At 46.5% G+C, this 20,831-nt stretch carries 18 protein-coding genes, 9 tRNA genes and 1 rRNA gene; 25 read left to right on the forward strand and 3 right to left on the reverse strand.

The features are described 5' to 3' along the window. Positions 1-35 precede the first annotated feature (35 nt). The 18 genes from rrf (at position 36) to yajC (ending at position 9,184) form a co-directional block, all read left to right on the forward strand. Positions 36-152: ribosomal RNA gene (gene rrf / locus HW560_RS12285) — 5S ribosomal RNA — on the forward strand. 84 nt (positions 153-236) lie between these two features. Next, positions 237-312: transfer RNA gene (locus HW560_RS12290), tRNA-Asn, on the forward strand. A gap of 4 nt (positions 313-316) precedes the next feature. Then, positions 317-388 (forward strand) — tRNA-Glu (locus HW560_RS12295). Positions 389-396: 8 nt separating this feature from the next. Continuing rightward, positions 397-472 (forward strand) — tRNA-Val (locus HW560_RS12300). Positions 473-492: 20 nt separating this feature from the next. Beyond that, positions 493-566 (forward strand) — tRNA-Met (locus HW560_RS12305). A 27-nt stretch (positions 567-593) separates the two neighbouring features. Beyond that, positions 594-671, forward strand: a tRNA-Asp gene (locus HW560_RS12310). A gap of 21 nt (positions 672-692) precedes the next feature. Continuing rightward, positions 693-767 (forward strand) — tRNA-Gly (locus tag HW560_RS12315). 9 nt (positions 768-776) lie between these two features. Then, positions 777-853: transfer RNA gene (locus tag HW560_RS12320), tRNA-Arg, on the forward strand. Positions 854-867: 14 nt separating this feature from the next. After that, positions 868-946, forward strand: a tRNA-Leu gene (locus tag HW560_RS12325). Between the two features lie 7 nt (positions 947-953). Then, positions 954-1,027, forward strand: a tRNA-Pro gene (locus HW560_RS12330). Between the two features lie 238 nt (positions 1,028-1,265). Beyond that, on the forward strand, positions 1,266-1,958 hold the full coding sequence (locus HW560_RS12335; RefSeq protein ID WP_179263262.1) for a BofC C-terminal domain-containing protein: 693 nt from the start codon (positions 1,266-1,268) through the stop codon (positions 1,956-1,958). A gap of 291 nt (positions 1,959-2,249) precedes the next feature. Continuing rightward, positions 2,250-2,753, forward strand: a complete 504-nt coding sequence (gene ruvC / locus HW560_RS12340; protein ID WP_053779097.1) for a crossover junction endodeoxyribonuclease RuvC — start codon at positions 2,250-2,252, stop codon at positions 2,751-2,753. Further along, positions 2,750-3,364, forward strand: coding sequence for a Holliday junction branch migration protein RuvA (gene ruvA / locus HW560_RS12345; RefSeq protein ID WP_090903981.1), 615 nt, complete (start codon positions 2,750-2,752; stop codon positions 3,362-3,364). Before ruvC ends, ruvA begins: the two co-directional genes overlap by 4 nt. A gap of 55 nt (positions 3,365-3,419) precedes the next feature. Next, positions 3,420-4,430: a Holliday junction branch migration DNA helicase RuvB gene (gene ruvB, locus HW560_RS12350; RefSeq protein WP_053779099.1), complete on the forward strand. Its 1,011-nt coding sequence runs from the start codon at positions 3,420-3,422 to the stop codon at positions 4,428-4,430. 70 nt (positions 4,431-4,500) lie between these two features. Continuing rightward, positions 4,501-6,588 (forward strand): SpoIID/LytB domain-containing protein, encoded by a 2,088-nt coding sequence (locus HW560_RS12355; RefSeq protein WP_179263264.1) that lies wholly within the window; start codon positions 4,501-4,503, stop codon positions 6,586-6,588. Between the two features lie 7 nt (positions 6,589-6,595). Further along, positions 6,596-7,624, forward strand: a complete 1,029-nt coding sequence (gene queA, locus HW560_RS12360; RefSeq protein ID WP_090903980.1) for a tRNA preQ1(34) S-adenosylmethionine ribosyltransferase-isomerase QueA — start codon at positions 6,596-6,598, stop codon at positions 7,622-7,624. 45 nt (positions 7,625-7,669) lie between these two features. Beyond that, positions 7,670-8,806 carry a tRNA guanosine(34) transglycosylase Tgt gene (tgt, locus tag HW560_RS12365; protein WP_062325081.1) on the forward strand — a complete coding sequence of 379 codons (1,137 nt, stop codon included), beginning with the start codon at positions 7,670-7,672 and terminating at the stop codon, positions 8,804-8,806. 66 nt (positions 8,807-8,872) lie between these two features. Then, a complete protein-coding gene (gene yajC, locus HW560_RS12370; RefSeq protein ID WP_110002009.1) occupies positions 8,873-9,184 on the forward strand; it encodes a preprotein translocase subunit YajC in 312 nt (103 codons plus the stop codon). A gap of 134 nt (positions 9,185-9,318) precedes the next feature. Here yajC and HW560_RS12375 read toward each other — a convergent pair whose 3' ends face one another. Next, the gene (locus tag HW560_RS12375; protein ID WP_076287744.1) at positions 9,319-9,711 is read right to left on the reverse strand and encodes a TIGR04086 family membrane protein; all 393 of its coding nucleotides are present in this window, start codon (positions 9,709-9,711) and stop codon (positions 9,319-9,321) included. Between the two features lie 228 nt (positions 9,712-9,939). Here HW560_RS12375 and HW560_RS12380 point away from each other — a divergent pair, with 228 nt between their 5' ends. After that, positions 9,940-10,656: a YetF domain-containing protein gene (locus tag HW560_RS12380; RefSeq protein WP_179265790.1), complete on the forward strand. Its 717-nt coding sequence runs from the start codon at positions 9,940-9,942 to the stop codon at positions 10,654-10,656. Between the two features lie 3 nt (positions 10,657-10,659). Here HW560_RS12380 and spoVB read toward each other — a convergent pair whose 3' ends face one another. Next, a complete protein-coding gene (spoVB, locus tag HW560_RS12385; RefSeq protein ID WP_090903978.1) occupies positions 10,660-12,261 on the reverse strand; it encodes a stage V sporulation protein B in 1,602 nt (533 codons plus the stop codon). A 223-nt stretch (positions 12,262-12,484) separates the two neighbouring features. On the opposite strand from spoVB, the gene HW560_RS12390 reads away from it, so the two are divergent. From HW560_RS12390 to HW560_RS12415, 6 genes are all read left to right on the forward strand, one after another. Further along, the gene (locus tag HW560_RS12390; RefSeq protein ID WP_175383441.1) at positions 12,485-12,724 is read left to right on the forward strand and encodes a post-transcriptional regulator; all 240 of its coding nucleotides are present in this window, start codon (positions 12,485-12,487) and stop codon (positions 12,722-12,724) included. Between the two features lie 90 nt (positions 12,725-12,814). Further along, a complete protein-coding gene (gene secD, locus HW560_RS12395) occupies positions 12,815-14,065 on the forward strand; it encodes a protein translocase subunit SecD (protein WP_090903977.1) in 1,251 nt (416 codons plus the stop codon). Continuing rightward, positions 14,055-14,963 (forward strand): protein translocase subunit SecF, encoded by a 909-nt coding sequence (gene secF, locus HW560_RS12400; protein ID WP_090903976.1) that lies wholly within the window; start codon positions 14,055-14,057, stop codon positions 14,961-14,963. The genes secD and secF overlap by 11 nt, the downstream gene beginning before the upstream one ends. 74 nt (positions 14,964-15,037) lie before the next feature. Then, complete coding sequence (locus tag HW560_RS12405; protein ID WP_090903975.1) at positions 15,038-16,003, forward strand: cation diffusion facilitator family transporter; 966 nt, start codon at positions 15,038-15,040, stop codon at positions 16,001-16,003. A 39-nt stretch (positions 16,004-16,042) separates the two neighbouring features. Beyond that, positions 16,043-18,451, forward strand: a complete 2,409-nt coding sequence (recJ, locus tag HW560_RS12410) for a single-stranded-DNA-specific exonuclease RecJ (protein WP_179263266.1) — start codon at positions 16,043-16,045, stop codon at positions 18,449-18,451. A gap of 37 nt (positions 18,452-18,488) precedes the next feature. After that, positions 18,489-19,001 carry an adenine phosphoribosyltransferase gene (locus tag HW560_RS12415; protein ID WP_024633046.1) on the forward strand — a complete coding sequence of 171 codons (513 nt, stop codon included), beginning with the start codon at positions 18,489-18,491 and terminating at the stop codon, positions 18,999-19,001. 194 nt (positions 19,002-19,195) lie between these two features. Here the strand turns inward: HW560_RS12415 and uraA are convergent, their stop codons facing one another. After that, on the reverse strand, positions 19,196-20,512 hold the full coding sequence (gene uraA, locus HW560_RS12420; protein ID WP_090903973.1) for a uracil permease: 1,317 nt from the start codon (positions 20,510-20,512) through the stop codon (positions 19,196-19,198). Between the last annotated feature and the right edge of the window lie 319 nt (positions 20,513-20,831).

Raw genomic sequence — 20,831 nt, forward strand, 5'->3', positions numbered from 1 at the left:
GAGAATAAACTCTGAGATGTAAGCTAAGCTATGCGTTTGGTGGCGATGGCGGAGGGGTTCCACACGTACCCATCCCGAACACGACCGTTAAGCCCTCTAGCGCCGATGGTACTTGGACCGCAGGGTCCTGGGAGAGTAGGACGCCGCCAAGCGAACTCTTTCATCTTACATAGAAAACAGGCTCTGCATGTTAGCGTTGTATGATGAATTGCATTTGCACTGCAGATGCTTAGTATTCCCTGATAGCTCAGTTGGTAGAGCACTCGACTGTTAATCGAGTTGTCACAGGTTCGAGCCCTGTTCGGGGAGCCATTAAGGCCCGTTGGTCAAGGGGTTAAGACACCTCCCTTTCACGGAGGTAACAGGGGTTCGAATCCCCTACGGGTCATATATTATGGAGGCTTAGCTCAGCTGGGAGAGCATCTGCCTTACAAGCAGAGGGTCGGGGGTTCGATCCCCTCAGCCTCCACCATATAGTTTTCTGAATAACGACGCGGGGTGGAGCAGCCCGGTAGCTCGTCGGGCTCATAACCCGAAGGCCGCAGGTTCAAATCCTGCCCCCGCAATTAAGCTTTCTTTGAAGAAAGTGATCTGGAACCGTGGTGTAGTTGGCCTAACATGCCTGCCTGTCACGCAGGAGATCGCGGGTTCGAATCCCGTCGGTTCCGCCATTTTTATCTTAATTACCGCTTGCGGACGTGGCTCAGCGGTAGAGCATCGCCTTGCCAAGGCGAGGGTCGCGGGTTCGATTCCCGTCGTCCGCTCCAATATTATTTGCGCCCTTAGCTCAGCTGGATAGAGCGTTTGACTACGAATCAAAAGGCCGGGAGTTCGAATCTCTCAGGGCGCGCCATTATAACTTCATACGCCGGCGTGGCGGAATGGCAGACGCGCTCGACTCAAAATCGAGTGGGAAACCGTGGAGGTTCGAGTCCTCTCGCCGGTATATATAACGGGATGTAGCTCAGCTTGGTAGAGCACCTGGTTTGGGACCAGGGGGTCGCATGTTCAAATCGTGTCATCCCGATCTCAAAAAATACGGATTATCTATTTATAGATAGTCCGTATTTTATTTATGTCTAAAAGTTGATTGTGTTTTAAGCAATCATAACCTCTTTATTCTTGACAACGTTTAATAAGGAATAAATATAGCTTTCATCTTATTACGCTCAAGCGTAGCGTATTGCTGGTGCCTTAGGTTAATTTTGCATAAACCCCAGTTCTTTCGGTCACAATAGGTTTAAAAAGTGATAGAAGGGGTTCATGTGAACACGTTTAACTTCAAAAAACAATTCAAGAGACGCTGGCGTCGGTGGAAACGAACAGTGTGGATGACTGCATCATTGATTGCCGTAGCCATACTGGCTTACAGTGGTTTGCCGATTTCTTCTGCGATCGAGCGTTTATTAACAACCAATTTTAGTGAGGCTGTATCTGTAATTGGACCTGCTACGAGTGAGCAAAGATCTGAGCAAGAAATTCAGACTTTGATGGAACAACTCGATTCTGATCCGGACCATTTAACGAGTGTTGTATTGGAGACGCAATATATTTGTGGGGTAGAAACGGAACAATTGGGTAAGATGGCGATTCCTCAATTGAAGATGCTGCTCGTACAACATCCGGATTGGGATGCTCAGGTTGAATCGGCAGAAGTGTTACGCATTAAGCAACATGTGGATGATCTTTCTCCATTATGTAAAGAGCAGGCATATATTAGCATAGATGCTGTGGGTAATCTCAATCTTTACGAAGGACGGCCTACAGAAGAGAAAGTCATTCGTACTTTTTTTCAAATGGACGTAGGCACGTTGGAGACATCATTGCCTGAAGGTGTGTTGGAGCAGTTGCAGCAGGGTATCCGTATCCAGGACAAGGATGAGTACGACAGCGTAATCTCTACGTTCAGCGATTATGCAGTGGATGAGGCCAATAAAGAAATCCGTAATGGCGGATAACAGACAGGCTGATCTGCATTAAATGTATTCTTAACATCGCGTAGAAGAGAAGTGCCTTGTCGAAGGACATTCAGAGTCTATACAACATACGAAGTGAACCGAAGGACATCGAAAGATGTCCTTTTTGTCGTTCCAGGACAGTTACAACGGAATATGGGAGATAACGACTTAGGTTATTCACGAATTGAGGCGAGTATATGGAAGGACAAAGTTTTTCCTGCCGTAGGGTCTATCTTTTGTTATAATAAAATGAACGATACATATGTTCGCTTTTGTAAGGGAGAGATGGATTTGCGTTTTTTGGGAATTGACCCGGGGATTGCGATTGTCGGTTTTGGGTTTGTGGATAAAATCGGCAGTAAGGTAACCCCAGTACAATATGGCTGTATTCAGACAGAAGCTCATACCCCTGAAGAGGAACGGCTGCTTCATGTTTATGAGGGCATGGTACAGCTGATTGATAAATATAAACCGGACGCGGTAGCGCTGGAGAAACTTTTTTTCAATCGTAACGTCACAACAGCGATGTCTGTAAGTCAGGCTAGAGGTGTCATGGTACTGGCTGCTGCCCAGAAGGGACTGCCTATTGCCGAATATACGCCGATGCAGATTAAGCAGGCGATTGTGGGATACGGAAAAGCAGAGAAGCGGCAAGTGCAGGAGATGGTCAAAATGTTTTTGCGTTTACAGGTGATTCCGAAGCCGGATGACGTAGCTGATGCTTTGGCTGTAGCAGTGTGTCATGCACACTCATATACATTAAATTCCAAGTTGAATGAGGTATTGCGAAAATGATTGATTTCCTAAGAGGACAGTTCGTACATCTGGAGAATGAATATATTGTGCTTGATGTTCATGGCGTTGGTTATCGTGTATTCTGTCCGAATCCTTTTGCATTTGCGAAGCAAGAAGGCCAAATTATGGTGTATACCCATCACCATGTACGTGAAGATGCGATGTTGCTGTTTGGCTTTGCTACTCGTGAGGAACAGAAGTTATTTCGCAAGCTGATCGAGGTATCAGGTATTGGACCTAAAGTTGCTCTGGGTATACTCGCTGGCGGTACGCCGGACCATGTCGTGACTGCAATTTATCAAGAGAATCTGACGTTCCTGACCAAACTGCCGGGGATTGGCAAGAAAACAGCGCAGCGCATGATACTGGACCTTAAGGACAAATTGGATGGTTTCGGTGCTGCCACGTATGCAACAGGTTTGTTTGCCCCTCCTTCGGAAGAAGCAGGAAGCGGCTCTGCCTGGGATGAGGCTCGTGAAGGGCTGAAAGCGCTGGGGTATACCGACAGTGAACTGGATAAAGTCTGGCTCAAACTGAAGAAAGATGTTACTTCGGCCGATTCTGTTGATGTGTTGATGAAACGGGCACTGCAAATGCTGTTTACGGGATAATTAATTTTGCCTCTATAATAGAGCAGTAAGCCGCATAAAAAAGGTAGGGATGAACATGGATGACCGGATTATTTCCGCGAACCTGATGATGGAGGATCAAGCTGTCGAGCTCAGTCTTCGTCCCCGGTATTTGAATGAATATATCGGGCAGAACCAGGTCAAGGAGAATTTGAAAATATACATTGAAGCGGCCAAGATGCGCAATGAGGCGCTAGATCATGTGTTGTTATATGGCCCGCCTGGACTTGGTAAAACAACACTTGCCAATATCATTGCCAATGAATTGGGTGTTAACTTGCGCACAACATCGGGACCCGCGATTGAACGCCCAGGTGATCTGGCTGCGTTGCTCACAAACCTGCAAGAAGGGGATGTCCTGTTTATTGACGAGATTCATCGCCTTCATCGTACGGTAGAAGAAGTGATGTATCCCGCCATGGAAGACTTTGCGCTGGATATCATGATTGGAAAAGGACCAAGTGCCCGCTCCGTACGTCTTGATCTGCCATCTTTTACGCTGATTGGTGCTACAACCCGTGCAGGCTTGCTGTCTGCGCCTCTCAGAGACCGGTTTGGTGTTATCAGTCGGCTGGAGTTCTACACGGTGGATGAGCTGGCCTACATCGTCTCACGGGCCTCAGAGATTCTAGGAGTGGAGATTGTTGGTAATGCCGCAGAAGAGATAGCATTGCGCTCCCGTGGGACACCGAGGATTGCCAACCGTCTGTTGAAAAGAGTGCGTGACTTTGCCCAGGTACGGGGGGATGGTATCATCACACAGGCTCTGGCGGAAGAAGCGCTGCAACGTCTTCAGATTGATCCGCGCGGTCTGGACGAAATCGATCACAAGATGCTCAAATCAATGATTAACAGTTTCCGGGGAGGCCCGGTGGGTCTGGATACGATTGCCGCTACGATTGGTGAGGAGAGTCAGACCATTGAGGATGTCTACGAGCCTTATTTATTGCAGATTGGTATGCTTCAACGTACACCGAGGGGCAGAATTGTAACAGACCTGGCCTATCATCATCTGGGTTTGCCAGTTCCACCGAGAGACGCCAAATAATTTGTGATCATATATCAATGAGATTCATCTTAATATACAACTTGGGACAAACAGAGAGAGGAGACTGATCGTGGGGAAAGTAATACAAACAAAGAAGTGGAGTCGGCGTTTGAAGGTATTGGCCGCAGCTCTGTTGACGGTAGGATGCCTGCAAGTGCCGGTTTATGCCGCTGAAAGTGATGGGCAGATGATCCGGGTAGCCATGTTTGCGAACCTGGGAAGTACGTATAAATCGACTACCCCTCTGATTACGCTTGAGTCGAGTGGAAAATGGAATATCGGTTCGGAAAGCGGGGCAAGTATAACTCTTCCAACAGGACAAATCCGTTTCAGTGCGGATGGATTCCGCGTCAAAGTGTTGGAAACAGGGGATTTCAAAACGGCAGCCGCCGCCGCAAAATTGTTGCAGGCCACTAGTGATAAGCCGTTGTTGTTTACAACTTCTCTGAATGGTAAAGCGACCTATCAACTATACACCGGAAACTATGCAACAGAGGCGTTGGCTGGACAAGCGGTTGCACGTGTACAAAAAGTGGCTGCAGCCCAGTTGGGTGGACAACAACCAGTGGTGACGGGCAGCAAGCGTTTATCTACAGGAGTCTACAGTTCGCTCCAAGAGGCAGAAGCGGTACAAGCATCTCTTTCATCGGCAGGAGTTAGTTCTTATACCGTTCTTCAACTGGATGGAGGGAGTCAAGGGTATACCGTATGGGTGGGTGAAGCCTCATCAGATGCTGATCTGTCTGCATTCAAAAAGAGTGTGGAAGCCAGTGTTCCAGGAGTAAACCTGTCTCCGGTAAACAGTAATAGTGCTGCGCTTATTATCCGGCAGGATGCCGGGTTAAGCACTGATGCACTTAAAACAGCCCCGCATTACACCATTGCCGGCAGTGAAGCCAAAGCCTTTGTACAAGGAGACGGCAGTGGAATCAAAGTCGTGGAACGTTCCGGGCGGACATATCGCGGTGACATGGAAATTAGCATTGTAAGCGGCGATTTGGCTTTGGTTAATGTAGTTCCACTGGAGCAATATTTATACTCTGTTGTCGGTGCAGAAGTGTATTCATCCTGGCCAGCAGAAGCGCTGAAAGTACAGGCTGTCGCTGCACGCTCTTATGCGCTTCAACAGGGAGACCGTTTCAAAATTGCCAATGTCGTGGATACCACCCTTAGTCAGGCATACAACGGAATGGGTTCAGAGAATGATAAAGTCTCCAGCGCGGTTGATGCCACCTCTGGAGAAGTTATCAAGAGCGGTGGTAAAATCGTAGAAGCTGTATTCTCATCCAATGCGGGGGGACAGACTGCACATCCATCCGAAGTATGGAACGGAGGCGGGGATGTGTTCAGTAATGTGGATAGCCATGGAGATACATCGGCTCAAGCTGGATTGCAAACCTGGTATCATGTGCTGTTGAGTACAGGAGTCAGCGGCTATCTCCGCGAGGATAATGTAAAAGAATTAACAACCAAAACGGATGCGGGTTTAGCCAAAGTAACGGTTACTGCCCAAAATACCAATGTGCGTCCCGTTCCGTTAATTCAATCCAATGTTGATCCGGTAGCGAAAATGAATCCAGGCAACGAAGCTGTTGTCCTGGCCAAAGTGCCGCAGTCCAATGATTATGCCTGGGTAAGAGGACCATTCACGTCAGCCCAGTTGGTTAAAACCCTACAGGGTAAAACGACTTCTGCTGTTCCATCCTCAATCTCAACGCTCGAAGTGACCAAGCGCGGGCCATCAGGAAGAGCACTTGAAGTTACAGCCAACGGCCAGCCCATGACGGTAAAATATGCAGATACATACCGCTCTGCTCTAGGTGGATTACCAAGTACTTTATTTGATATTGCAGGGACCGGAAGTTATACTGTATTAGGCGCTGACGGCAAAACAGCAAGCAAAACCGGCTCACAAGGGGCTTCTGTTCTATCTGCCTCGGGCACAGGGACTTCATCCAGTAATGCTCTTGTGGTTATGAGTGGTGATGGTCAAGCCCGAGCTGTAACTCAGAGCCAAAGCTTCATGTTCATCGGTCAGGGTAACGGGCACGGATTGGGTTTATCCCAATGGGGTGCCAAAGGCATGGCAGATGAAGGGTATGATTACCAGACAATATTGAAACACTATTATCAAAATGCGACTATTGTTAAGGAATGATTTGAATATGAATGTGAACTTATATGATTTTGAATTGCCGGAGCAATTGATTGCACAGACGCCACTGCTTGACCGCACGGCATCCCGGTTGCTTACCTTAAACAAGGAGAGCGGTGAAGTTAACCATCACACGTTCCCTGATATTATCGACTTTCTTCAGCCTGGGGATACACTGGTATTGAATGATACACGTGTTCTTCCAGCCCGTTTGTTTGGAACCAAAGAGGACACTGGAGCAAAGGCGGAAGTGCTCCTGCTCAAAAACGTGGAGGGCGATCGCTGGGAAGCTCTGGTCAAACCAGGCAAGAAGCTGAAAGCAGGGTCAGTTATCGTTTTTAGTGACGAGCTCAGGGCCGTCATTGACGAGGAAGGCGAAATGGGTGCGCGTTTGCTTACATTCTCCTATGATGGAATCTTTCAGGAGATTCTGGATCGTTTGGGTGAAATGCCTTTGCCTCCGTATATTAGAGAAACACTGGATGACCGGGAAAGGTATCAAACGGTGTATGCAAAACACGAAGGATCGGCCGCTGCACCGACAGCAGGATTACATTTTACAGAAGAACTGTTGAATCGGATTCGGGATAAAGGGGTTAATGTTGCTTTCATCACGCTTCACGTGGGACTTGGAACATTTCGGCCGATGTCGGTTGACAATGTTGAAGAACATGTCATGCATGAGGAATACTACTCCTTGTCTCAAGAGACGGCGGATCTAATTAATGAAACGAAAAAACGTGGCAACCGTATATTTGCAGTAGGAACGACGAGTTGTCGAACACTTGAAACGGTAGGCAGCAAGTTTGAAGACGGGCAGTTGCAAGAGAGCAGCGGCTGGACCAAGATCTTTATCTATCCGGGATATACGTTCAAAGTGATTGACGGGATGCTTACGAATTTTCATCTCCCCAAATCCACATTGGTCATGCTGGTCAGTGCGCTTGCGGGAAGAGAACAAATCATGCATGCGTATGAGGAAGCGATTAAAGAACGATACCGTTTCTTCAGCTTTGGCGATGCCATGTTGATTTATTAAGATATGAAGGTATTACGATTAATTTTTAGAGGATGATTAAAACCAATGGCAGCAATTACGTACGAACATATCAAAACCTGTAAACAATCCGGAGCCCGTTTGGGACGTGTACATACACCTCACGGTATTATTGAGACACCAACCTTCATGCCTGTAGGAACACAGGCCACAGTGAAGACGATGAGTCCCGAAGAGCTGAAAGAGATGGATGCACAGATCATTCTGAGCAATACCTATCATTTGTTCCTTAGACCTGGGCATGAAATTATCCGTCAGGCAGGCGGGTTGCACAAATTTATGAACTGGGATCGTCCGATTTTGACGGATAGCGGAGGTTTCCAGGTGTTTTCTCTTAGTGAGATGCGCAAAATTACGGAGGAAGGCGTTAACTTCCGCTCTCATCTAAATGGAGATAAAAAATTCCTTTCGCCTGAAGTGGCAATGGAAATCCAGAATGCACTGGGCTCCGATATTATGATGGCATTTGATGAGTGCCCGCCGTATCCGGCTGAATATGAATATGTGAAAAAATCGCTTGAAAGAACGAGCCGCTGGGCAGAACGTTGTCTGGAAAGTCATGCTCGTCCGAATGATCAAGGACTGTTTGCCATCGTACAGGGAGGTATGCATGAAGATCTTCGTCGTCAGAGCGCGGCAGATTTGACTTCCATGGATTTCCCGGGTTATGCTATTGGTGGACTGAGTGTTGGAGAACCGAAACATTTGATGTATGGGGTATTGGATTATACTGTTCCTTTGTTGCCTTCCAATAAGCCACGCTATTTAATGGGTGTAGGTTCACCCGATGCATTGATTGAGGGATCGATTCGCGGAGTGGACATGTTCGATTGTGTTTTGCCTACCCGAATTGCCCGTAACGGAACAACGATGACCAGCCAAGGACGTCTGGTAGTTCGTAATGCCAAGTTTGCAACCGATTTTGGGCCACTGGACCCTGAATGTGATTGCTACACTTGTCGTAACTATTCAAGAGCCTATTTGCGTCATTTAATCAAAGCGGATGAAACGTTTGGCTTACGTTTGACGACCATCCACAATCTTCATTTCTTGCAGAATTTGATGCGCAATGTGCGTAAAGCCATAATGGAAGATCGTTTGCTTGATTTCCGGGATGAATTTTTCGATCAATATGGTCTTCATGACAATGACAAAGGTTTCTGATCAGGTTTTTGCGGAACCGCAGTAACAAGTATTATTTGAACGTATAGTCGATAAGGGGGAGTTTGAATGTTCCAAGCATTACCAGCTACAACCGCTAATGCGGGTGGTGGAATTGTATCTTTGATTGTACCTTTGGTACTCATGGTTGCAATTTTTTACTTCTTGATGATTCGTCCACAGAACAAAAAACAAAAGCAACGTAATTCTATGCTAAGTCAATTGAAAAAAGGCGATAAAATTGTTACAATCGGTGGTCTTCACGGAACAATTGCTGAAATCACGGATGATGTAGTTGTATTGCGTGTAAACGATGTTACTAAACTGACATTCGATCGTAATGCGATTAGCAGTGCAGTTGCCCGTGAAACGGCTGAATAAATCATAGAAGTTCAAAAAGCCTGTAAGGCAATGAGTACGTTTGCAGCGTATTCTTCATTATCAGAGAACTGGATCTCCATAGAGACCCGGTTCTCTTTTCTTTTTTGCTCAAATAACCGTTACTCCCCAATCTTCTATGATCTTCGTGTATTGACTCCAAATATACCGCCTAGTGCAGAAATCAGGAATGCACTTGCAAGCTGCAGACTGTCTTTCCAATTGAATGAGGCATCGAGTGCCAGAAATCCGATGAGCAATACGATTAATCCGTAAACGATTCCGGTAATACCTCCGTGGTACCAGCCTCGCTCACCTGACCTCTTGCCAGATACAAATCCACCAACCAGCAAAGACAAGCCATGGACAACGTACGTATACAGGGAAAGATCCTGTTCCCGCATTCCGGTCATCCAGAGAAAGAAGGATAGAATCAGTGCGCCTAACATCATCCATACAAAAGCATGACAGAGGCCCGAAAGAACCGGGTTAGACATTCGAAATGAAACCATTCGGCGAATCAACTGCATGAAGCAACCCCCTTGTACAAGTTTGAAATTAATACAGTGTATGGTCAAGCCTTCGGACTTATGAACTGAATTTTCCATTAAATGAACAGTTTATATTTGCATGAGCATGTAAGCTTCAGGTCAAAATAGGGATTACGCTTCAGGTACCTGTATAAAATTCAGATCCGAAGGAGGAACCCTGTTGTGAATTTCTCAGATGTCGGAGCACATATTTTTCGAACCATACTCATGTATTTTATTGTTTATGCTTCTATCCGGATTATGGGCAAACGTGAGATTGGGAAGCTGTCCATGTTTGATCTGGTCGTATCCATCATGCTTGCAGAAATTGCGGCATTTGTCATTGAAGATATCAATAAGCCGTTATTCCATGGTATTGTACCGATGCTAACGGTCCTGGTCGTGCAGATTGCCATAGCTTTTCTCAGTCTCAAGAGCCGGAAGCTGCGGCTGATGATTGATGGCAAGCCGACCGTGTTAATTTCCAAAGGTAAATTGCATCGAGATGAGATGCGCAAGCAGCGTTATAATCTCGACGATTTGCTACAGCAACTTCGTGAACAGAATATAGACAGCATTGGTGAAGTTGACTTCGCCATATTGGAGACTACAGGCAAGCTGACTGTTTTTCCAAAAGTTCAGAGTTCTTCAGGCGGTAACAGCGGTTCATCAGGTTCTGGTTCGACAGGATTTAATTCCAAACAAAATAGACGGAAAAATAAAATAGATGGATTTGAAAACATCAAATATGAAGGCCTACCATTGCCATTGATCATGGATGGCAAAGTTCAGGATCAGAACCTTGAACTGATTCAGAAAACCAGATTTTGGCTTAAAAATCAGATTCAGCAGAAAGGGATTATGGACTTCAAAGATGTGTTTATCTGTTCCATTGATCATAACGAGAAAGTTTATGTAAGTTCCAAAGATGATAAAGATAACTGACGTCTAAGAACGGCGTTTAAACCAGGAACCAATAATGGGGGCACGGGAAAGATCGTGAAAATCGATCATTTTGGTCCAGCCCATAACCATGAAATAAACAATTAGACCAACAAGGGGAGCAAGAAGCATTCTGATCCAAAACGGAAGCAAAGATGCGGTCTGCTCATAAATGACCAGAGTAGCGGCGCCCATGATGACCATACCCGTACCTGTTTTGACCCAATCCATCAGCTTGAAACGGAACTGCAAAAGGTTGCGCACACTTCTTGCATGTAGAAGGGTAACGACCGTTGAATTCACACATATGGCAATCACCGCACCAAATATGCCGTATTCCGGTCGGGAGGCGAGTACCAAAATCAATGTAATTTTGATGACAGCACCAATAAATGTATTGAGCAGTGCTTTTCCCGGACGATCAAGTGCTTGAAGAGCAGCTTGAAGAGGAGCTTGAATGTAGATAAACAAAGCAAAAGGAGCCATAAGCTTAAGCATGCTTCCAATCGATGCATCATTATACAGGACAAGACACATCGGTTCGGCAAGCACATACATAAATACAGAAAATGGGGCTCCTGTTACGAGTGCTAACCGCAAAGCCTGATGCATCCGTTTATGTATGAGCGCACGATCACCTTGAGCCGAGGCCTCAGACAATGAAGGGACAAGGGACGTTGCTAATGAGGACGTTAATGCTCCGGGCAGAAGAAGTAGCGGGATAATCATGCCTTGTAGTGCTCCATACTGGGCCGTGGCGAGCCCTTTGGAGATGCCTGCAATTGCCAGGCTCTGTGCGGTTACAATGGTCTCAGCAAGATAGGATAGGGAGCCAACTAATCGTCCGGCAGTTACGGGTACGGAAATCGCAAGTAAACGACGAAGGAGTCCAGGCTCTGATCCGGTTGAGTTTTTTAAAACAGCAGGTTTGGTTTCGATTGAAGATTCGAGTATGGGCTGATGTTGATCGATATATTTCTTCTGTCTAGCATAGTTCCACAGTAATACAAGCATGCCGACGAATTCACCGACAAGCGCCCCCAGCATGGCCCCTGCTGCAGCTTGTGCAATTCCTCGGGGCAAGAGGAGCCAGGAAAACCAGATTACACATATAATACGAATGACCGTTTCTACGATTGATGAAACAGCCGTAGGCATCATGTTTTGCTTTCCCTGGAAATAACCTCTGTAGACTGCAGATACGGCGATAATGGCAATCATAGGGCTCATGCTGACAAACGTGTGATAGACCCTTTCATCGGTCAGAACATAACGGGTGACCCATGGAGCGAAGATTATGCACAGAAACATAAACACAACGCCAAGGGTCAATGTGAAGCTCAGGCTGATTTGCAGAATCCGTTGGGGTGAGTAACGGTTGGCACCTGTATCCGCCTCGGCTACGAGTTTGGCTACAGCCAATGGAATACCGCCAGTGATTAAGGTGACGAGTACGATGAAAAAGGGATAGCTCAGTTGGTAGATGCCAACACCTTCTGCACCGATAACCCGTGGCAGCGCAATGCGCGGGATGAACCCGAGAATCCGATTAATGATGCCTGCGGCGAGCAGGATCATGGCTCCCTGGATAAATGTCTGTTTCTTCAAGACTACCCCTCTTTCCCGGTTGGAGTACAGATATTCATAAACGGGACAATGCCGTCGTTCTTCATCCTATGCCAGTCCAATATCTTCTCATGACAACTTGGACACGATTAACAAAAAGATCCATCAACAGCAAGAAGGAATATGATCGGGTAAAGTCGAATGATGTAATATTGATGCCGCATAAAGGCTTGGATGTATGAAGGGAGGCTCCCCGTTGGAAGAAATGAATGATGTGGAGTTGGAACAGTCTATAGAGATGCTCTGCCGTAGCAAAGCAGAGGAACTAAGGCTTGTCGGTTACGAATATGTCACCAGCAAAGATGTCTGGAATTGCATCAGTCATAAATATGAAAAGCAGGGCATTCCACCGCTTCACCAACTGGTGAACGACATATTGTCACTGAAAGCAACAAGCTTTATGAACTTTATGACCGTGTCTGCATACCGGGGGTCCTCTTTCTAGCGAAAGGGATCTTTTTTGTTGGAAATTGACTGCTTTTTACGGCATCGCTATAATAGGAATATTGAGAACGAAAGGGGATCTAGGAACGGCATGAAAAGAATCGTCAGTTTCATTTTGGTCGTGCTTGTGACCGCAGGAGTAATGTTGGGCACAAGTCCAGGGCTGCTCAAAAATATACGCTTGGGCCTCGATTTAAAAGGAGGCTACGAGATCTTATATGAAGCAGAGCCGCTGGAACAAGGACAACAAGTCACCAAAGCATCTTTGGTGCAAACAGCAAAAAGTCTGGAGAGCCGTGCCAATGCGCTCGGAACAAGCGAGCCGGAAGTAACAACTGAAGGAACGAACCGGATCCGTTTGAAGCTGGCCGGGGTTACCGACGAGGCTGAAGTCAGAGCCAAAATGAAAGAACCTGCTGTCATGACCTTCCGCAGTAAAGCTGAGAATGACAAAGAAGGCGAATATACCAAAATCGAGCTTCGGGGAAATGAGTTCGTGGAGAATGGTGCCAAAGTGGTATTTAACCAGTTGAACGCACCGATGATCGATATCCAGGTTAAAGACAAAGCGAAGTTTGCTGAAATCACCAAACGTTTGATTGGACAACCTTTGGCTATCTATCTGGATGATCAACTGTTATCCGCTCCAACCGTGCAGCAGCAGCTGAGTGACGGCTCTGCGCAAATCACGGGTAACTACTCACGTGAGGAAGCCAATCAGCTTCGCGATACCATTAATTTGGGTGCGTTGCCGCTGAAACTGACAGAGAAGTACTCTCAAAGTGTTGGTGCAACGCTTGGTAAACTATCTCTGGACCAGACGATTAAAGCGGGATTAATTGGTTCCGTAATTATTCTAGTGTTCATGATTGGCCTGTACCGTATTCCGGGGATTATTGCGAGCTTTGCCCTGATTACACATACGTGGCTTGTACTTGCAATCTTCTATATGGGAGAATTCGTACTTACCCTTCCGGGGATCGCGGCATTTATCCTGGGTATAGGGATGGCCGTGGATGCCAACATCATCACGTATGAGCGGATCAAGGAAGAAATGCGCAGTGGTAAGTCGATATTGTCTTCGGTAAGAGCTGGTGGTAAAAGTTCATTCCGTACGATTATTGACTCTAACATCACAACCATCATTGCTGCCGCCGTTATGTTCTTCATGGGTACAGGTGCGGTTAAAGGTTTCGCACTGGTACTGATTTTTGATATCGTGACCAGCATTATTACGAATATTTTCTTCTCCCGCTTCCTGTTGACCCTGCTTGTGCGGGCTAACGTATTGAAGAAGCCTAAGTACTTCGGAGTGAAGGAGAGTGAAATTCGTGCGCTTTAATTGGAATTTTGATTATGTTAAAGGCAGTAAAATTGCCTATGCTTTTTCCATCATTTTGACGATTGCAGGTATCATCAGCATTTTGGCTCTGGGATTGAATTATGCGGTTGATTTCCGTTCAGGTTCAAATGTGGATATTACGGTGTCTAAAGCAATCACAACAGAACAAATTAAGCCCATCGTTAGTGACCTTGGTGTTGACACAAAAGATGTTCATATTACACCTGGTGCTGATCGGGTTAACGTTCGTTTCTCGAACGTACTGGATGAAAATCAGGAAAGCAAGTTTAAGCAAGAGTTCACCAAGCTGGATTCAACCGCTTCTTATGAAGTCAATACGGTGGACCCGGAGATGGCTAAAGAACTTGAACGCAATGCCATATACGCGGTTCTCATCGCTAGTATCGGGATTATGATCTATGTAGCGATCCGATTTGAATGGCGGTTTGGCTTGGCTGCTGTCATTGCGCTCTTCCATGATGCATTTGTAGTGATTAGTGTGTTCTCGATTTTCCGACTGGAAGTGAATTTGACCTTCATTACGGCGGTACTGACCATTGTCGGATTCTCGATCAATGATACCATCGTTATCTTCGACCGGATTCGTGAGAATATGCGTTTTGCTAAAAAGACTACCAAAGCCGATTTGCGTGAAGTAGTCAACCGCAGTTTGGCACAAACGATGACACGTTCCCTGAATACAACATTCACCGTGTTTGTCGCTTCGCTCTGCTTGTTTATTTTTGGTGGAGAATCCATTCGCATGTTCTCACTTGCTATGGTCATCGGAACATTGTTCGGTGCATATTCTTCGATCTACATCGCCGCTCCATTGTGGCTGGCGCTCAAAGGTAAACAAACAGAGAAACCTAAAGCAGCTGTCAAAGCATCCAACTAAACATTGTATTGTCAAGCCGCGTCTGCCAGGCGCGGTTTTGCAACTTTAGGTACAGTATTAAGGGGGGCATCGCCATGACCAGAGAACGTTTCCCTTCTGTTCACGCTGCCACGTGGAGCGGGATCGCCGGGAATTTGACACTTGCAGTAATTAAGGCTGGGTTCGGTTATATGGCAAACAGCAAATCGTTGCTTGCAGACGGCCTGCACTCTGCTTCAGAAGCTGCTTCTTCATTGTCCGGCCTCTTTCCCTCGAAGTCTGTACAAACAAAAACAAAGGCTCGTAGGGAGCAGTCAAAGGAACATTCACGTATCGCTAGACCTGGAATTTCGGTATTATTATCTGTGCTCATCCTTATGGGAGGTTTGCAGATTGCCATCTCCGCTTTGGGTAGTTTGTCTGGAGAGGAACCAGAATCGTTAGAAAAGTATACCCATGCACTTGTAGTAGCTTTTGCAGCACTGGCTGTGAAGGAAGCGATCTTTCAATATCAATACCGGTATTTTCGTAAACGAAATCAATCGCAGGCTCTGGCTTATGCACAGCAACATCGTCGGGCACTCTACTGTTCACTTATCGTTTTGGTCGGCATTGTAGGTTCCATGACAGGAGAAACGATGGGGTGGAGTATTCTTCGATATATGGACCCCGCAGCTGCATTGATAGCTTCCTGTTTTGTGCTGCACAAAGGGTACAGAATGATTGTGGATACCGTATATGGTTCACTTGTTCAGGAATTGGAACAGGAAGAAGCAATTGACTTCAAAGAAACGGTACAGCGTGTATATGGCATTATTACGATCGAACATCTGGTAGCACGTGAACAGGAACATGATGTTACGATTGAACTGGTCATAAGTGTAAACCCTAGAATTTCTGTGCTCGAGGCACAGGAGATTGCGAATCGGGCGAAGACACTTCTCTTAACTCGTTTCAGTCATGTGAAAGAAGTACAGATCCAGGCTGTACCTTATGATCCTGGGTATCCTTATAAATCCAATCATGAACTGCCAGATCCTGAAGCGACATTAATTCAGTAATGAAGCTTGGTCCAGTAGATCAGGAAAGGAGCGTTATCATTGCTTTATTCGCAATACCGGTGGAACACACCGAATATCGATCTGGAGGCGGCTGCGGGACTCTCGCAGGCGCTTTCCGTTTCATCACTTGTTGGACGTTTGCTGGTTAGTCGGGGGGTTCATAATGAAACAGAGGCAGAACAATTTCTGCATCCTGATCTGAATCAGATGCATGATCCTTATCTGCTTCTAGGTATGAAAGAAGCTGTGCCCCGAATCCAGCAGGCCATTGAGCGTGAAGAACATATTTTAATATATGGGGACTACGACGCGGACGGCGTATCCAGTACATCCCTGATGATCCATCTGATGCGTTATCTCGGGGCTTCCTACGATATCTATATTCCTCATCGTTCCAATGAAGGCTACGGATTACACAATCATGCCTTGGATTGGGCTCATCAACAAGGAGTCACGCTGGTGATTACGGTAGATACCGGAATCAGTGCGGTAGAGCAGATTGCTTATGCTGCAACACTGGGAATGGAAGTCATTGTGACGGATCACCATGAGCCACCTGAAGTTTTGCCTGAGGCCTATACGCTCATCAATCCTAAGCTTCCGGACTGTCCATACCCTTTTAAAGGGTTAGCTGGTGCGGGTGTAGCGTTGAAGCTGGCCCAGGCATTGATCGGAGAAGTGCCTGGAGAATGGATGGAAATTGCCGCTATTGGTACGGTTGCCGATTTGATGCCTTTGGAAGGCGAGAACCGGGTTATCGTCAGTTATGGTGTTGAGTCCATGCGTGGTACACGTCTGCCCGGTGTAAGTGCTCTACTTGAAATTAGTGGTGTGGATCAAAGTCAGGTCACTTCAATCAATATTGCCTTTGCCATGGCTCCCCGTATTAATGCAAGCGGACGTCTGGATCATGCCGGCAGAGCCGTATCGCTGCTTACAACCGAGGATCTGGATGAGGCACATACTCTGGCAGGTCAACTGGATTTGCTGAATCGTGAAAGGCAACAGGTTGTTGAGGGTATACTTCTGGAAGCGACAGCCCAATTGGAGCAGAAAATCCAGCTTAATTCCGGAGCAGTGCCGGACGTCATCGTTTTAGCGGGAGAAGGCTGGAATGTTGGAGTTGTAGGTATCGTGGCTTCCAAGTTACTTGAACGGTATTATCGGCCAACGCTTATCCTGGGCATTGACCCGGAGAGCGGCGCTTGTAAAGGCTCAGCACGCTCCATAGAGGGGCTGGACATCTATGAGGCATTAACGGCTTGCAAACACACGATGGACCATTATGGTGGTCACCCGGCTGCAGCAGGCATGAGCCTGCATCGTGATCAGCTAAAAGAGCTGGAAGCCGGATTGAATGAGTTTGCGGCATCCGTGCTGACGGAGGAGGACTTTGTTCCCCATCGTCTTGCGGATGATGAGTGTAGAATCAGTGATGTGCCCCTGCAGGTCATTCAAGAGATCGACAGACTCCAGCCATTTGGCATGAGCAATCCTTCTCCTCGTTTTGTGCTGCGCAATGTGACTGTAAAAGAAACACGGACGATGGGACGTGAAAAACGTCATCTGAAATTGGTGTTGGAGCAGGATGGCCAGCAACTGGAAACGGTCGCTTTTGGCAAAGGAGCATTGGCGGAGTTTCTTCCTCCAGGCTCTATCATTGATGTTATGGGCGAGTTGTCTGTTAATGAGTGGAACGGGATGAGGAAACCACAATTGATGCTGCAGGACATTCAGGTCCCACATGCGCAAGTGTTTGATTTGCGAGGCAGTACGGAGCCTCTGAACGCGATGAAGCAGTTCCTGAGTTCGCTTGAAATACATTTACGATACAAGTCAGGCTCTATTGGTGCCATCGTTCGGAAAGAAACGAATGTTTCCGAGGGAAATTCATTGTATGAACCGTGCCTTTGGGTATATGATAGAAAGGTCGGGTTATTTCCGTGTAATGCTGCTGCGCAGCATTATGGGCAGGAACAGGTCCGGACGTTATTTGTGTTTGATACGCCGGAAACCCCGGAACAACTTGATGCAATGCTGGCTTTATTCAGCGGAGCCGAGAATATCATCCTTCTGAACGGATCAGGCAACCGCCGAGATCGCCTTCAGATGCCCTCCAGAGAACTCTTCAAGCGTATTTATATGCTGGTGTCCAAATGGAGAGCTGAACCCGTGGAGGAACAAGAGATCACTCCTGTGCTCAGTCGTCAGTGTGGCTGCTCGCCGCGCATGATTACCATGATGTTGGATGTTTTTGAGGAGTTATCGTTCATTACCCGAGAAGATGGAAAGATTGTGTTTGTGGATAACCCACCCAAGCGTGAGCTAACCGCTTCGCGTCATTATCAGGCGTTGGAGAGCATGGCCGAGACAGAGCAGGTGATGCTGGATGCATCGACCCCTCAACTGACACAATGGATGATATCCCGGATGAAGGGCGTATCTTAGATAGAAGTTGTGCTATTTATTTTAGGAGGAGATTATTTTGGATTTTAAAGATTATATTCGTGTCATTCCTGACTTTCCACAACCGGGAATCAGCTTCAAAGACATTACGACATTGTTGAAGGATGGAGAAATGTACCGCAAGGCGATCAATGAGCTGAAAGTAATGGTTTCAGATCTCAAAATTGACGTTATTGCCGGACCTGAAGCACGTGGATTCGTTGTGGGCGCTCCTCTGGCGTACGCTCTGGGTGTCGGTTTTGCTCCGATCCGTAAAAGCGGAAAATTGCCTGGAGAGACGATCGAAGTCGGTTATGATCTTGAATATGGCAAGGATACGCTTGCTATGCATACAGATGCGATCGAAAAAGGACAAAATGTTCTGATTGCGGATGATCTGCTGGCGACAGGCGGAACTATTGCTACCTCCATTAACCTGATTGAACAATTGGGTGGCAAGATTGTAGGTGCAGCATTCCTGATTGAGCTGTCTGATTTGAATGGACGTGCAAAATTGCCGGGAATTGATGTATTTACATTGATGAACTACTAGAATTCCGGCATTTATTGCTGTTAAATCACGTGAACTGGATCTCCCGTTTCCCGGGAAATAATATACAGCATTAACTATTTGCAAAAAAAGCCTGTCCCTCAACCCGTTAAGGTTGGAGAGCAGGCTTTTTGCATTGTACGATGTATAAGATGAAGAATGAATAAACATTGTTCGTTCGAAATAGTCGCAAAAAATCAATCCGGAGTTTTCTCCGTTAAAGGCTGTTTCTCCGTTTGATCATTCGACCAACCCAGTACTTCAAATAACTTAAACAACAAGCTCAGCAGAATTCCGACGATGGTTGCCAGAGCCATTCCCTTGAGATGAATACCATAAAACGTGATCTCCGTACCACTGAGTCCGATGACGAGTACAAGGGTCGTTAGCAGCAAGTTGGTCGGTTTGGCAAAATCCACTTTCTGTTCGACCAGAATACGCAAACCGGATGCCGCAATTACTCCGAACAGAAGCAAAGATACACCACCCATAACCGGAACGGGAATGTTAGCTATAAGTGCCGAGAACGTACCTGAGAACGAAAGCATGATCGCGATAACGGCAGCGCCGCCAATAACATACGTCGAGTAAACCCGGGTCAGAGCCATGACACCAATATTCTCACCATAAGTTGTATTCGGTGTGGAACCTACAAAACCGGAAAGAATGGTTGAAACGCCGTTCCCAAGCAGGGAGCGATGTAGACCTGGGTCCTTGGACAGATCTTTGCCCACAATGCTGCTCGTTACAAGCAGATGTCCGATGTGCTCAACAATGACAACAAGTGCGACAGGCAAAATGGTGAAGATGACAGACCAGTCAAATGTCGGTGTTGTTACGGTAGGCAGCGAGATAAAGTCAGCGTTCGCTATATTCTCGGTTTTTACCTCACCCATAAAGTATCCAAGCACGTAACCGGATACAATCCCGATCAGAATATGAATGATCTTGGGGAACCCACGGAAGGTTACTGCACCAATAACAGTGATACCAAGTGTAACCATGGATAAAATAATTGGTTTGGCCTGAGGAACCCAGTTGGGGTTCTCAGCAGGGGTCGAATTGATTAGACCAGCCATTCCGGCTGCTACTGGTACAAGCTCGAGACCGATTAGGGCAACAATAGCACCCATAACCGCTGGCGGGAAAACAACGTTAATCCAGCCTGTCCCCGCATACTTGATGATAAGAGCTACAATACAGAAAACAGCTCCCGTTACGATGAACGCTCCAAGTGCCATGGAGTATCCGTTATCAGGGTGTGCGAGTAACACGGAAGAAACAGGTGCGATAAAAGCAAAGCTTGACCCAAGATAGGCCGGAATCTTCCCTTTACACATGAGTATGTACAACAATGTTCCAATACCGTTCATAAGCAAGATCATACTTGGGTCCACACCGAACAGGTTCGGCACAAGTACCGTGCTGCCAAACATGGCGAACAAATGCTGAAGACTCAGCAGCGATCCTGAGCCAAGCGGCATTTTTTGATTAACCTGAATTTCACGTTGCAATGAATGTTCATCTCCTTTTTCCGAAACACAAATCTTCAATATAGTACAGAGTTTCTCTTCATTTAGCAATAACATTTTTCCTTTAAGCATGACGAATCCATTTTTATTTCGCGAATTGATACTTCTATTTCGGCAAATAACGGTAATAATACATAATAAATGAGGATGAATTCCACCTACTGTTGAATATCGGGCAACATCTTTGAGGAAAGACACATTACGTATAAAAAAATTGGATATGTGCTCTTATTCGTCAGTAGTTGACGGGAAACGGGCGAAGCGTCATAATTATAGGAAATTACTTTTACGGGGAACCTGT

Source organism: Paenibacillus sp. E222 (assembly GCF_013401555.1).
In the GTDB taxonomy this organism is placed as follows: domain Bacteria; phylum Bacillota; class Bacilli; order Paenibacillales; family Paenibacillaceae; genus Paenibacillus.

Excerpts from the sequence above, each read along its gene's own strand:
- ruvA (WP_090903981.1), top strand. The coding sequence starts at position 2,750 with ATGATTGATTTCCTAAGAGGACAGTTCGTACATCTGGAGAATGAATAT.
- HW560_RS12375 (WP_076287744.1), bottom strand. The coding sequence starts at position 9,711 with ATGCAGTTGATTCGCCGAATGGTTTCATTTCGAATGTCTAACCCGGTT.
- ruvB (WP_053779099.1), top strand. The coding sequence starts at position 3,420 with ATGGATGACCGGATTATTTCCGCGAACCTGATGATGGAGGATCAAGCT.
- secD (WP_090903977.1), top strand. The coding sequence starts at position 12,815 with ATGAAAAGAATCGTCAGTTTCATTTTGGTCGTGCTTGTGACCGCAGGA.
- HW560_RS12390 (WP_175383441.1), top strand. The coding sequence starts at position 12,485 with ATGAATGATGTGGAGTTGGAACAGTCTATAGAGATGCTCTGCCGTAGC.
- tgt (WP_062325081.1), top strand. The coding sequence starts at position 7,670 with ATGGCAGCAATTACGTACGAACATATCAAAACCTGTAAACAATCCGGA.
- queA (WP_090903980.1), top strand. The coding sequence starts at position 6,596 with ATGAATGTGAACTTATATGATTTTGAATTGCCGGAGCAATTGATTGCA.
- HW560_RS12380 (WP_179265790.1), top strand. The coding sequence starts at position 9,940 with ATGTATTTTATTGTTTATGCTTCTATCCGGATTATGGGCAAACGTGAG.
- HW560_RS12405 (WP_090903975.1), top strand. The coding sequence starts at position 15,038 with ATGACCAGAGAACGTTTCCCTTCTGTTCACGCTGCCACGTGGAGCGGG.
- yajC (WP_110002009.1), top strand. The coding sequence starts at position 8,873 with ATGTTCCAAGCATTACCAGCTACAACCGCTAATGCGGGTGGTGGAATT.